The sequence below is a fragment of the Bacillus sp. BC05(2025) genome (genome assembly GCF_056725905.1).
Map to the genome: position 1 here is coordinate 584,552 of NZ_JBWYRA010000004.1, position 13,651 is coordinate 598,202.

10 protein-coding genes and 2 other annotated features are annotated in these 13,651 nt (G+C 34.5%); of the genes, 9 read left to right on the forward strand and 1 reads right to left on the reverse strand.

Annotated elements, in window-relative coordinates:
* Positions 1 to 49 precede the first annotated feature (49 nt).
* The 9 genes from ACZ76X_RS17130 to ACZ76X_RS17170 all read left to right on the forward strand — a co-directional run bounded on the left by ACZ76X_RS17130 (position 50) and on the right by ACZ76X_RS17170 (position 11,890).
* A complete protein-coding gene (locus tag ACZ76X_RS17130; RefSeq protein ID WP_479851115.1) occupies positions 50 to 670 on the forward strand; it encodes a DUF4937 domain-containing protein in 621 nt (206 codons plus the stop codon).
* A 186-nt stretch (positions 671 to 856) separates the two neighbouring features.
* The gene (gene rluF / locus ACZ76X_RS17135) at positions 857 to 1,564 is read left to right on the forward strand and encodes a 23S rRNA pseudouridine(2604) synthase RluF (protein WP_001222169.1); all 708 of its coding nucleotides are present in this window, start codon (positions 857 to 859) and stop codon (positions 1,562 to 1,564) included.
* 125 nt (positions 1,565 to 1,689) lie between these two features.
* Positions 1,690 to 1,911, forward strand: a binding site (T-box leader).
* Positions 1,912 to 1,947: 36 nt separating this feature from the next.
* Positions 1,948 to 2,170, forward strand: a binding site (T-box leader).
* A gap of 44 nt (positions 2,171 to 2,214) precedes the next feature.
* The gene (gene thrS, locus ACZ76X_RS17140; RefSeq protein ID WP_479851116.1) at positions 2,215 to 4,134 is read left to right on the forward strand and encodes a threonine--tRNA ligase; all 1,920 of its coding nucleotides are present in this window, start codon (positions 2,215 to 2,217) and stop codon (positions 4,132 to 4,134) included.
* A gap of 252 nt (positions 4,135 to 4,386) precedes the next feature.
* Positions 4,387 to 5,154, forward strand: a complete 768-nt coding sequence (locus tag ACZ76X_RS17145; RefSeq protein WP_098671279.1) for an ABC transporter ATP-binding protein — start codon at positions 4,387 to 4,389, stop codon at positions 5,152 to 5,154.
* A gap of 11 nt (positions 5,155 to 5,165) precedes the next feature.
* Positions 5,166 to 7,049, forward strand: coding sequence for an FtsX-like permease family protein (locus ACZ76X_RS17150; protein WP_479851117.1), 1,884 nt, complete (start codon positions 5,166 to 5,168; stop codon positions 7,047 to 7,049).
* Positions 7,050 to 7,440: 391 nt separating this feature from the next.
* Positions 7,441 to 8,472 (forward strand): alpha/beta hydrolase, encoded by a 1,032-nt coding sequence (locus ACZ76X_RS17155; protein WP_479851118.1) that lies wholly within the window; start codon positions 7,441 to 7,443, stop codon positions 8,470 to 8,472.
* Positions 8,473 to 8,703: 231 nt separating this feature from the next.
* Positions 8,704 to 9,966, forward strand: a complete 1,263-nt coding sequence (locus ACZ76X_RS17160) for an MFS transporter (RefSeq protein ID WP_479851119.1) — start codon at positions 8,704 to 8,706, stop codon at positions 9,964 to 9,966.
* 51 nt (positions 9,967 to 10,017) lie between these two features.
* On the forward strand, positions 10,018 to 10,884 hold the full coding sequence (locus ACZ76X_RS17165; RefSeq protein ID WP_479851120.1) for an ABC transporter permease subunit: 867 nt from the start codon (positions 10,018 to 10,020) through the stop codon (positions 10,882 to 10,884).
* Position 10,885: 1 nt separating this feature from the next.
* Positions 10,886 to 11,890, forward strand: coding sequence for an ABC transporter permease subunit (locus tag ACZ76X_RS17170; RefSeq protein WP_479851121.1), 1,005 nt, complete (start codon positions 10,886 to 10,888; stop codon positions 11,888 to 11,890).
* A gap of 43 nt (positions 11,891 to 11,933) precedes the next feature.
* Here ACZ76X_RS17170 and ACZ76X_RS17175 read toward each other — a convergent pair whose 3' ends face one another.
* On the reverse strand, positions 11,934 to 13,634 hold the full coding sequence (locus tag ACZ76X_RS17175) for a pyruvate oxidase (RefSeq protein WP_479851122.1): 1,701 nt from the start codon (positions 13,632 to 13,634) through the stop codon (positions 11,934 to 11,936).
* Between the last annotated feature and the right edge of the window lie 17 nt (positions 13,635 to 13,651).

The following is a 13,651-nucleotide window of genomic DNA, read 5'->3' on the forward strand; positions in this document are numbered from 1 at the left end:
GGGAAATATTGCAAATGGGAAATGGAATATAAGATAAGGGGAATTAAAAATGTTACTAAAAACAATCTATTGTAAAGTGGAAGAAGGAAAAAAAGAGTTATTTTCAAAAGCACAAGAAAAATGGCGTGATATACAGCATCTGGATGGATTTCATGGACAATTTGGTGGATGGAATGAAGATGAGGCATGTGTATTTACTTTATGGAAAGATAGAAGTGCATATCAATCATTTATGAATGGTGCTCACGATACCATTTATGTGAATAGTAATCAAGAGGATACGTTTCTTTCATGTGAAATTGACCTGTTTCAAACTTTGTATGATATAACTGATATGCCTTTAAAAGATGTTGTTACAGAAGGATCATTCGTAAGAGTTGCTATATGTGATGTAAAGATAGAAAAGGAACAGCAGTTTTTACATAAGCAAGAAACAATTTGGAATAAAGGAATGGAGAATGCAAAAGGGATATTAGGTGGGGTAGTTGGAAAGTCATTAAAAAATGTAAACCGGTACATCGTGTTAACTTATTGGAAAGATGAAATGGCGCATCAAAATTATGTAGAAGAGATTTTCCCTGAGTTGTATAAACTAGCTAATATTCATGATGATTTAAAAGATATAAGAGGTAAACAAGCTATATGTAAGAAGGAGTGGCTTGTATATTAAGTGTACAAAACGTGCATAAATGAATGTATAATAAAGATATTTTCTTATAAACGAGTAATTAATAGAAGACGTTATATACCCTTTCATGTTAATATATTTAAGTTATAATAGAAGGCTTACCCTTATGTATTGTACGGTAGACGTAGTGTGAGCTTGAATTTTTGTTTAGAAAAGGATGTGCCTAATTTGCGTATCAATAAATTTATTAGTGAAGCTGGAAAAGCGTCTCGACGTGGAGCAGATAAATTAATTAATGAGAGAAGAGTAATTATTAACGGTAAGGTTGCAAAAATTGGTGACCAAGTAAATCCAGGTGATGATGTACGCGTAAACGGAGAGCAACTTCGTATTGCTCGAGATCACGTATATATCGCTTTAAATAAACCAGTAGGTATTACATGTACAAGTGAAAAATCAGTAAAAGGTAATATTATCGATTTAGTGAATCATCCATTACGAATTAGTCACATTGGACGTCTTGATAAAGACTCAGACGGTTTAATTTTGTTAACGAATGATGGTGATATCGTTAATGAAATTTTACGTGCTGAAAACAAACATGAGAAAGAATATATCGTTTCAGTAGATAAACCAATTACACCTGATTTCTTAGAAAAAATGGCAGCTGGTGTGAAGATTTTAGGAACGAAAACACTTCCTTGTGAGATCACACAGTTATCAAAATATGAGTTCAAAATTATTTTAACTCAAGGGCTAAATCGCCAAATTCGCCGTATGTGTGAAGCTTTAGGTTATCAAGTATATACGTTAAAACGTACGAGAATTATGAATATTGAATTGAATAATTTACCCGTTGGACAGTGGAGAGATTTAACAAAGAAAGAGAAACGCCGTCTATTTTCAGACTTAAATTACGAACCACAAGATTGGTAAAAATGAGAAGAGGAAACCAAAAATTTAGTTTTGGTTTCTTTTTTTCTTAAATAAAAAATCTTTTTTAAACACTTGCAAAAATAAAATGAATAAGATATAGTAAATAACAATTAATGGATGTACTCATAAAAGCAAAGAAAAGGACACGAGTTATTTTACCCGGTTATACAGAGAAGGAAGGAGAGCTGAGAACTTCCTAACGCAGAAAAATAACTTACCACCTTAGAGCTGCACTAGGGAAACTAAGTATCTAGTGCCGTGTAAGCGACGTTATCGCAAAAGAAGCCATTGCAATTTGTGATGGGAATCTGGGTGGAACCACGGATATAAGCATATTCGTCCCTATTTTAGGGATGAATATGCTTTTTTTGCATTCAATTTCATAATAAGCGAAGAAAAGGACACGAGTTATTTTACCCGGTTATACAGAGAAGGAAGGAAAGCTGAGAACTTCCTAACGCAGAAAAATAACTTACCACCTTAGAGCTGCACTGGGGAAATGAAGTATCTAGTGCCGTATAAACGACGTTACCGTAAAAGAAGCCATTTTATATTTACAATGGGAATCTGGGTGGAACCACGGGTATAAGCACGCTCGTCCCTATTTTAGGGATGAGTGTGCTTTTTATTATGAAATGGAGAGATGAAAAATGAAAGAACAAATGATTGAAATTAAATTTCCAGATGGTAGCGTTAAAGAATTTGTAAAAGGAATTACTTTAGAAGAAATTGCTGGATCCATTAGCAGTAGTTTAAAAAAGAAAGCAGTCGCAGGGAAAGTAAATGATCAGTTATATGATTTACGCCGAAATATTGAAGGAAATGCGGAAATAGAAATCATTACTATAGATTCAAATGAAGGGGTAGAAATTGCAAGACACTCCGCGGCACATATTTTAGCGCAAGCTGTAAAAAGATTGTATGGTGATATAAAACTTGGAGTAGGGCCTGTGATTGAAAATGGTTTTTATTATGATATGGATCTTCCGAGTAGTGTAAATGTAGAAGATTTACCGAAAATCGAAAAAGAAATGAAAAAAATTATAAATGAAAATATAAAAATAGAGCGAGTTGAAGTTTCACGAGAAGAGGCAAAAAAATTGTTTCAAGAAATGAACGATCATCTGAAATTAGAATTGTTAGAGGCAATTCCTAGTGGGGAAAGTGTAACGCTATATAAACAAGGTGAATTTGTAGATCTATGTAGAGGACCACATTTACCGTCAACAGGCTATTTGAAAGCCTTCCAATTAACTCACGTTTCAGGTGCATATTGGCGAGGAGATAGTAACAATCAAGTGCTTCAGCGTATATATGGCGTTGCATTCTCTTCTCAAAAAGAATTAGAAGAGTATTTACATTTCGTTGAAGAAGCAGCAAAAAGAAATCATCGCAAATTAGGTAGTGAGCTGGAGTTATTTATGTTTTCTGAAGAGGCTCCTGGAATGCCATTTTATTTACCGAAAGGACAGATTATCCGAAATGAATTAGAAGCATTTTTAAGAGAAATTCAAAAAGAATATAAGTATCAAGAAGTACGTACTCCGTTTATGATGAACCAAGAGTTATGGGAGAAATCCGGACACTGGGGACATTACAAAGACAATATGTATTTCTCTGAAGTGGATAATAAAAGCTTCGCATTAAAACCGATGAACTGCCCAGGACATATGTTAATGTTCAAAAATAAATTACACTCTTATCGCGAATTGCCAATTCGTATGTGTGAGTTCGGCCAGGTACACCGACATGAATTTAGCGGGGCATTAAATGGATTATTAAGAGTACGTACTTTCTGCCAAGATGATGCTCATTTATTTGTAACACCAGAACAAATTGAAGATGAAATTAAATCCGTAATGGCGCAAATTGATTACGTTTATAAAACTTTTGGATTCGAATATGAAGTAGAGCTTTCTACTCGTCCAGAAGATTCAATGGGGGATGATAAGTTGTGGGAACAAGCAGAAGCGGCGTTAGCAACTGTATTACATTCATTGAATTGTAAATATAGACTAAATGAAGGTGACGGTGCATTCTATGGACCGAAAATTGACTTCCACATTAAAGATGCTTTAAATAGAAGTCATCAGTGCGGAACAATTCAGCTAGATTTTCAAATGCCAGAAAAGTTTGACTTAAATTATATAGATGAGAAGAATGAAAAGAGAAGACCAGTTGTTATTCACAGGGCAGTATTAGGATCTTTAGATCGTTTCTTAGCAATATTAATTGAGCACTTTGGAGGTGCGTTCCCGGCATGGGTGGCACCAGTTCAAGTGAAAGTCATTCCAGTTTCAAATGCAGTGCACGTGCAATATGCAGAAGTGGTTGCAGACAAATTAGCACAAGCTGGTGTTCGTGTGGAACGAGATATGCGAGAAGAAAAGTTAGGATATAAAATAAGAGAAGCACAAATCCAAAAAGTTCCTTATGTTCTTGTTATTGGGGATAAGGAAATGGAGAACGGAGCTGTAAATGTACGTAAATATGGGGAAGAAAAATCAGAAGTTGTTGAACTAAATGGATTTGTGGAAAGTATGAAAGAGGAAATAAATAATCGGAAATAGAGTTTAAAGAGAAAACACACCAATTCATAATGGTGTGTTTTCTTTTTTACCTTACAAAAATGTAAGGTAAATGTAAGCGAAATCGAAGGAACGAGTTTTAGAAAAATGAGAATATGAAGTAGGAAACAGGTTCATGTAGTCTGTGTAACTCTAATAGGATGAATAATTAAAAAACTCTTAAGAATTTACATGAGAAAAAAATAAGAAATATGTGAGAAATTCATTTTATACAAAAGGGATGGAGTGAAAGAGATGTCAACAAATGTAGTTACTGTAGAAAGTGTAGAAAAAACGTATGGGAAAAGAAATGAGAATCAGTCAAAAGCGTTAAGAGGCGTATCATTAACTATTAAGGAAGGGGAATTCGTCGGGATTATGGGGCCTTCTGGATCTGGAAAAACGACTTTACTTAATGTGATTAGTACATTGGATCAAGCGACAGGTGGTAGTGTGACAATAGCTGGCACAAATATTACCTCTATGAAGGGGAATGCATTATCTGATTTTCGATCTCAAAAATTAGGGTTCATCTTTCAAGATTTTAACTTACTTGAAAACTTATCAATTTATGAAAATATCGCTTTACCACTTTCTTTGCAAGGCGTACCTTCAAGTGAGATTACAGGAAAGGTGAATGAGGTTGCGAAGAAGTTAGGGATTACTGAAATTTTAACAAAATATCCAACTGCTGTTTCTGGTGGACAAAAGCAAAGAACAGCGGCAGCACGAGCATTAGTACATAATCCGGCAATCGTATTAGCAGATGAACCGACAGGAGCGCTTGATAGTAAAAATGCAAAAAGCTTATTAGAAGCGATGCAAGATTTACACGAAAATCACAATGTAAGTATTTTAATGGTAACGCATGATGCATTTAGTGCGAGTTATTGTGAGCGTATATTATTTATTCAAGACGGCCTTTTATATAAAGAACTAAAGCGTCAAGGAACGCGAGAAAATTTCTATCAAGACATTTTAGGTGTGCTCGCTCATATGGGCTCAGCTGCTGAGTCTAAGTAGGGAGTGAGATTATGTTATTCAAATTATCACGACATAGTATGAAAAAGATGTTAAAAGATTATATGGTTTTACTTATCGGTCTCGTTATTAGTATTAGTATTTTCTACATGTTCCAAACGATGGCGATGAATAGTGAATTTACGAAGGATAATAGTCTTATTAGTAGTATTAGACTCGTATTCTGGGTAGGTGCCATACTATTATCTTTCATTACTGTATTTTATATTATATATGCCAATTCCTTCCTACTCACACTAAGAAGAAAAGAACTCGGTATGTATATGATGCTTGGCGCGAAAAAGAAAAAAGTAGCACAGTTATTATTTATTGAAACATTCGGTATGGGTATTGTCAGCATTATTGTCGGGATTTTAGTAGGGATGTTACTTGCAAGTGTAGCAGGAAACTTTCTAATGAATGGTATGGAAATTTCAGCAAAAGGTAGTTACGCATCTGTATACACACCAGCAATTTTAGTTACAGCTATTTTCTTCTTAATACTATTTTTTATTACTGGTTTAATGAATAGTATCCGTTTATTACGTAAAACAGAACTAGAGTTAATTCGTGAAGACGAAACATTAGATGAAGTGAAGAAAAGTAAAACTCGCATTATTATAATGACAGTAATCGGTGTACTGCTAGTAAGTACAGGTTACTATTTTATGGTCAATATAAAAATGTTTGCTGAACTCGGTTTTATAATAGCGACAATCGTTACAACACTTGGAACATATTTTATCTTTAGTTCATTGCTCCCATTTTTTGTGATGAAAATTAAAGGGAATAAAAAACGAAATGAAACGGGTTTAAATAGTTTTACATATGCACAGCTACGATTTCGAGTAAATAGCTTATCGAGAGTACTAGGTACGGTAGCGATGTTAATTGCATTAGGCGCAGGTGCGATGACGGCAGGGATGGCGTTTCAAAAAAATGTAGGTATTATGACAGACTTCTCACGTGTATATGATGTCGTAATTCATGATCCAAATGATCAAGATGAAGCAGCGTTAAAAGAAATGGAAATTGTGGAAGAAAGCAAGTATAAGTATAAAGTAGATGGAGAAGCAGTTTATTATTTACGTAACGACTTAACTGCGAAACCACCACTTGTTTCCGATCACTTTGATACAAAAACTTTAAAAGAGCCTGCTCGTAAACGTGTTGCTGAACCTTTAACAGAACCGGTTTATACTGCTTTGGAAGCTCCTGAAGTAGCGAATAAGCTTCCTCATATGCCAAGGGATTGGGAAGATGCGATTGTACGAGAAATACAAATTACACATAATCAATTTAATGGAAAACCAGTAAGAATTGCAGATGAAGAGCATTATAAAGGGATTCAAGGAACAGAACACATTGTAACATTAGCAAAAGTAGATGATATGAAAAAATATAAACCGTTGTTAATTGAAATAGACAAGAGACAAAAAGAACAACTTGAAAAAACAACAGGTACAAAAGTAGACTTATTTACGAAAATGACAATTTATCAATTTATGAACAGTTTCATGAGTGGAACAATGTTTATGGGATTTTTCCTCGGAATTGCCTTTTTAGCAATGATGGCAAGTTCTCTTATGTTCAAAATATTAACAGGTGCTTCTCGTGATGTACGACGTTATGAAATGTTACGAAAAATCGGCGTAAGACGTAGTATGTTAACGAAAAGTATATATAAAGAAATTTCATATTTATTTATCTTCCCGGCAATCATTGGGATTTCCCACGTATTAGTAGGGCTAAACTTATTTAGCTTCATATTAGTTGATCCGTTTGTAAAGGTATGGGTTCCAATTGGGATTTTCTTAGTCATTTATTTCATCTATTACTGGATAACTGTCCAGCTTTATAAAGGTATGGTAATGCCGAAAGAAGAAGTAGCTAAATAGTTTATGAAAAGAGTCCTTGTTTAGAAAACAAGGGCTCTTTTCTATATTTGTAATACATTGTGATTGAGTCTTTCTATGAATTGTATATTGAAAATTAAGAAAATATTAAGAGTTTATATAGCGGAAAGTTAAGAAGTGTATGGGATATTAAGAATGTGCAAAAGATCAAGGTGAAATTGGAAAGTGCAATTGTTGCACATTTATCCCGCTTTAATGGACAGTAAGACCCCCACCTCAAAATGCAGCGAAAGCAAAGAATTTAGGTGGGGGATCAACTGCCCATAAAAGTCCGATTGGTGAGGGCTGATTAAAGTTTCACTTTATATTTTTTGAGGTAGCCTTGCAGAATTAAATTGATGTTTTTATTAATTTAAAAGAAAGGAAACTACGTATGAAGAAGATAATAAAATTAATAAAACTTATTGGAGTCATTTCTATACTATTATTAATCGTAGCACTAATATTTCCTACATGGACCTCGCAAATAAAAGGGAAGAATAGTATAAGTATATTAGAGCAAGTAGAGATAAATGAAAGTGGTCATGAAATTATGATACGCGGCAAAGATAGGAACAATCCAGTTATTATTTTTGTACATGGTGGACCAGGTACTTCAGAAATACCATATGCTCAAAAATACCAAGACTTATTGGAAGAGAAATTCACAGTTGTTAATTACGATCAAAGAGCGAGCGGGAAGTCGTATCATTTCTTTGAAGACTATTCGAATCTTACATCAGATCTTCTTGTAGAAGATGTATTAGCTATGACAGATTATGTTTCAAAACGTCTTGGTAAAGAAAAAGTAATATTGGTTAGTCATTCTTACGGTACATATATTGGAATGCAAGCTGCCAATAAAGCTCCTGAAAAATATGAAGCATATGTTGGAATCGGGCAGATGAGTGATACAGTAGAAAGTGAAATGGATAGTTTAAACTATGTGATTGAACAGGCACAAAATGCTGGAAATACAGATGAGGTTTCCTATTTAAATGGGTTGACTGAAAAAATTAAAAATGGTGATACATACACTCCGAGAAATTATGTTGCGAAATATGGTGGAACATCAAGAGGCATTGAAAATCCAGATGGTGATAACATCGGAATGTTACTCAGTAATGAATATAACTTGTTAGACGTAATTCGTTATAATGTTGGATTATCATATTCTCAAACTGTCTTATTAGAAAAGGATTTAAAGAATCCATTGCCTACTAAGGTGACTAAAATGAAATTACCGCTTTATTTCCTTATGGGGAAATATGACTATAACACTTCATTTCATGCAGCAAAAACATATTTTGATACGATTGAAGCAGATCAAAAAGAATTTATTACTTTTGAGAAATCAGCTCATTATCCACAATTTGAAGAGAAAGAAAAATTTTACAAGTGGATGTGCGATACATTCGTAAAATAAATAAAGTGTATCCGAACTTTAGAAAATTAAAATAGTTAGCGAGACGTAAAATATTTTAGCTACATATCATTACGTGAAGCGAAGTGAAATAAAAGGACTCTTTTATAAAAGAGTCTTTTTATAATGTTCAATATACAGAAGGAAAAGATTGGATAATAGTCGAAAAATATAATATAACTTCCAATAAATGACTAGATTAATAAAATTTTGTCGAGAGAAAGGATACGAAGTATGAAAGAAATGCTACAGTTATTTCGCAACAAAGTGTATGCACGTTTTTTTCTAGCAAATATTTTAGAGCGACTCGGTTCTATGATTGCTGGAGTTTCTTTAATGTTTTATTTGCTAGATCAATACGGAAAACAACCAGTTTACGCAACGATGACACAAATTATGATGGCATTACCTGCATTAATCTTTTTTCTATTAGTAGGGACAGTAGTGGATCGTTTTGATAGACAGCGTATATGCACGGTAAGTAACATATGTTGTTCACTCTGTAATATCGGAATTCTAATTTCGCTTTATTACGGGATGATTATACTCGTCTTTATATTTTTATTTTTGGAAAATGCATGTATACAATTTTTCTCTCCATCAGAACAGTCGATGATACAGGGTGTAGTTGAATCCGACCAATACGGTGCAGCAGCAGGTGTGAATCAAATGGTGAATAGTTTGTATGCCTTGTTTGGTGTAGGAATTGCAACGATGGTGTATTGGACTTTTGGAATATACGGGAGTATTTTAGTAAATACGCTCACTTTTATTATGAGTGGTATTTTGATTCAAACAATCTCCATTCCAGAAAAAGTGCGTTTGCCAAACGGTATAACAAAATGGAAAGAAGTTAATTTGAAAATGTTAATAACAGAGTTTCAAGAAGGGATCAAGTATATATATCAAAATGACACTTTAAAAAAATTACTTTTAGGATTTATCGTTTTTGGATTATTGAATGGTATTTTAAGCGTATCAACAACTTACATATTAAAATATAAATTGGCACCAGCAACGTATGAAAGTTTAGCAATGGTAGGCGGTGTGGTTGGAGGGATTTCATTACTAATTGGAAGTATAGTAGCAACAAGTGTAGGTAAGAAATATGCACCCAAACCTATTATTGTATTTGGTATGGCGGGCTCAGGGGTCTTTTTCGGTATGTGTTACTTTGTAAACCACGTATGGTCTTTTTACGTATGTATCGCTTTTGCGACATTCTTTTTACCGTTTATTAATGTTGCAATCATGGGCTGGATGTATGAAATTGTAGAAGAGTCATTTATGGGGCGTGTTCAAAGTTTACTTAGTCCATTAACGACAGGATTTCAGCTGTTATCCCTCGGTGCGATAGCGATGCTGTTCCCGAAATGGATTCGTGCAGATACATTGTATATTATTTTATTTGGTTTATTATTATTTGTTACGTGTTTATATCAAGCTGTTTTACCTAGTGGGAAGAAGCGGATGCAAAGTATAGCTGAAGAGATGTAATATCTGTTTTTTATTTCTGAATATTCTATCTAATGGTAAGGGGAAATCGTTATGTTGATGCGAATTGTTAAATGGTGGGGTGTTACTTGTTTACAGCTAGTAGCTGCTATTTTATGTATAATCTGCCTAGGTGCACTGCCACGTTTATTTAAGGGGTTGCAAATTGATTTAATTGGTTTTTGGAACACGATTGTATTTCTTGGAGGGAAGTTACTTCAACCGGGTGAAATAACATATGGATTTCGGGACTCAAGAAAATTATTTCCACAAATATGGATTCATTATATTGAAACGATGATTGTATTTCTCTCAGCATTTTTACTATCTTTGCTTATAGCGTATGTACTTGTCGTTTGGGTATTGCAGCGTTCTCACATGAAACAGAAAATGTGGAACGGGATTTTTCTTACGCTTGAGAGTATACCAGATATATTACTTATTTTATTATCACAACTTCTTGTCGTAATTCTTTTTCAAAAAACAGGATTTATGCCAGTCAAACTAGCTGGATTAGGGGAAGAAAGAATACGTTTGTTACCGATTATATGTCTCACAATACCAACAACTTTATTGTTTATTAAACTGTTGTTATTACGATTTAAAGAAGAGTTAGAGAAAGATTATAGTTTGTTTGCCAAGAGTAAAGGATTAAGCTTACAGCATATTTTGACACATCATATTTCAAGAAATGTTTTATTAACGACAATTTATTATGCGAAAACAAATATTTTATTTATGCTTTCAAATTTATATATTATCGAATGGATTTTCAATACATATGGTATGTTTGTTTTTGTAAAAGAAAATTCTAAATTAGAAATATTTACAGTGAGTCTAGTAATATTATACGTACCGCTTTTTATACTATTTCGTATATTACATACGCTCTTACAAAATGTGATAAAGGAGCGTGTGTAATATGTGGCAAGTTGTAAAAAGAGATGTGAGATTTTGGATAGGTACTACTTTTTTGAGTGTACTAATGATTGTTAGTATTGGATATACGTTGTTTTTTGATGGGAATATTCGCGAACTTACGATGATGTATAACGAAAAAGGAGAACTAGAGGCAGCTCCATTTTCGCCATCAAGTAAATTTTGGTTTGGAAGTGATGTGAAAGGCCGGGACCTTGTTCAATTAATAATAGAAGGCGCGAAATGGACAGTTGGAGCGAGTATAATTATAGCGATTTTACGAGTTATAGTTGGAGGGGGAATTGGTTTACTTCTTGGTATGTATGGTAAACGTTCTTTCCCAGTTATTTCATCCTTTTTTGATCCTTTTAGTATTGTACCAATGATTATGATTTCTTATTTTATGCTAAATGAAGTTTTGACGTTTGACAGTGGAGCGGAAGTTGTGCCGTTATATTTGCGTGTGGCATTTCAAAGTATAGTTCTTGTATGTCTTGCTGTACCAACGGTTATGTTGTATGTAGCACAAGAAGTAAAACGTATTAAAAAAGAAGAATTTATGTTGGTAGCTACTGTGCTCGGCGGAAGTAAGTGGCATAGGTTGAAGCGCCATATATGGCCGCATATGTTACCACCATTTCTTTTGTTAGTAGCTCAACAATTTGTGAGTACTTTATTGCTTCTTTTACACCTTGGTTTGTTGCAATTATTTTTTGGTGGAACTATAACCTTCAGCGGAATGGATCCAGATAGTGTAACAAAAGAATGGACTGGCCTAATTGGTCAAAACTTCCGTCACTTAACTACACATACATGGATTGTACTTATACCAATTGCTTTTTATAGTATGACAATATTGGCGGGGAATTTAGTAAGTAATAGTATGCAAGATGCCATTAAACTAGGGAATGTAAAAATACCAAAGAGCAAGGATAAAGGAGTAAAGGAAGAGAAACGAATACAAACTAATGTGAATGATTTTTCTTTTTATAGAGAAATACAAAAATAAAAGAGATAGCTGAAGACAAATCGTTTTCAGCTATCTCTTTTGTTTATAGTGGAGGTAAATCAATCTTACCTTCTTCAAACAATTCTTTTATCATATGCTTCGTATAACCAGCGGCTTGACCAAAGGTGATTTTTGCTGGCATTGGTGCTTCGTTTGCATCTACAACTACATCAATAATACACGGTCTATTTTGTTTTACCGCACTTTCAAAAGCAGGAAGTAGCTCATCTACATTCTCAACACGATATCCAATACCTCCGCATGCCTCTGCGTATTTTGCAAAATCAGGGTTTGTTAAGTCTGTACCAAATTCGATATTCCCCATAACTTCTTGTTCGAATTTAATCATGGCGATTTTATTATTGTTTAAAACGACGACAACGATTGGTAGTTTATATTTAACAGCTGTTACGAAATCGTTCATTGTCATTCCAAAACCCCCGTCTCCACAAACCGCAAATACTTGTTTATCCGGGAAAGCAATTTTCCCAGCAAGTGCACCAGGTAAACCGCAACCAAGAGTTGCAAGCCAGCTAGAAATGATAAATTGTTGATTTGTCATACGGAAGTGCCTTGCTGTCCATACTGTTACATTTCCGACATCCACTGATAATATCGCGTCATCATGAGCTACATGTTGCAGTGCATACATAACGCGTTGTGGCTTAATAGGAGTAGAAGAATCGTCTTCTTGATTGTGTAATTTTTCTTCCCACTTTTTCATCATTTCTTGATGATGCTCTAAGAAGGAGTGGTCCTCATGTTTTTCTACATTTTCAATTAACCATTTTAATGTTTTATCAGCATCACCAGCTAAGCCGATATCTGTTACATAACGTTTTCCGATTTGGGCCGGATCGGTATCGATATGGAGTGTTTTTGCTTTTTCAGGTAAGAAACCGGTGAACGGATAGGAAGTACCAACCATAATTAAAGTATCTGCATGTTTCATTGCATCATAAGAAGGTTTCGTTCCAATTAATCCTAATCCCCCGATACAAAGTGGATGTTCATCAGGGATAATCCCTTTAGCTGGTAATGTAAGTACGATTGGAGCACCAATGTGTTCTGCGAATGTAAGTAAAGATTCTCTCGCATGTTTCGCACCTTTTCCAGCTAAAATAACAGGCTTTTTCGCTTCATTTATTGCGAGTATGGCAGCATGTAAATCTTCTTCTTGCGGAAATAACTCAGGTAATGTAAAAGAAGTATTTGTAACACGAGCACCATTCTTTACTTCGAATTTCGGAACATCATCCGGAATCGTAAGAACAGATACACCTTTTTTCGTATAAGCCATTCGAATCGCTTGATTCACGACAGCAGGTAGCTGTTCTGCCGACATAATGCGCTGGTTATAAACCGCGACATCATCGAACAATCTTTCTAAGTTTACTTCTTGGAAAAAATCCGTACCGAGTAAATCGGTTTCTACTTGACCTGAAATTGCTAGAACAGGGGCTTTATCGAGTTTAGCATCATATAAACCATTTAATAAATGAATAGCACCGGGCCCTGCGATTGCCATGCAAACGCCGAGTTTTCCTGTTAACTTAGCATAGGCAGCTGCTGCTAGTGCGCCAGCTTCTTCATGGCGCACTTGAATAAATTTGATTTTATCTTGTTTTTTTCTTAAAGCTTCAATTATAGAATTGATAGAATCTCCAGGCATTCCGTAAATATGTTCTACGCCCCAGTCAATTAATAGGTCAACTAGTGCTTCACCGGCTGTTTTCCCAAACATAATTTTTTCCTCCTTAT

Excerpts from the sequence above, each read along its gene's own strand:
- ACZ76X_RS17165 (WP_479851120.1), top strand. The coding sequence starts at position 10,018 with ATGTTGATGCGAATTGTTAAATGGTGGGGTGTTACTTGTTTACAGCTA.
- ACZ76X_RS17150 (WP_479851117.1), top strand. The coding sequence starts at position 5,166 with ATGTTATTCAAATTATCACGACATAGTATGAAAAAGATGTTAAAAGAT.
- ACZ76X_RS17130 (WP_479851115.1), top strand. The coding sequence starts at position 50 with ATGTTACTAAAAACAATCTATTGTAAAGTGGAAGAAGGAAAAAAAGAG.
- ACZ76X_RS17160 (WP_479851119.1), top strand. The coding sequence starts at position 8,704 with ATGAAAGAAATGCTACAGTTATTTCGCAACAAAGTGTATGCACGTTTT.
- ACZ76X_RS17145 (WP_098671279.1), top strand. The coding sequence starts at position 4,387 with ATGTCAACAAATGTAGTTACTGTAGAAAGTGTAGAAAAAACGTATGGG.
- ACZ76X_RS17175 (WP_479851122.1), bottom strand. The coding sequence starts at position 13,634 with ATGTTTGGGAAAACAGCCGGTGAAGCACTAGTTGACCTATTAATTGAC.
- thrS (WP_479851116.1), top strand. The coding sequence starts at position 2,215 with ATGAAAGAACAAATGATTGAAATTAAATTTCCAGATGGTAGCGTTAAA.
- ACZ76X_RS17155 (WP_479851118.1), top strand. The coding sequence starts at position 7,441 with ATGAAGAAGATAATAAAATTAATAAAACTTATTGGAGTCATTTCTATA.
- ACZ76X_RS17170 (WP_479851121.1), top strand. The coding sequence starts at position 10,886 with ATGTGGCAAGTTGTAAAAAGAGATGTGAGATTTTGGATAGGTACTACT.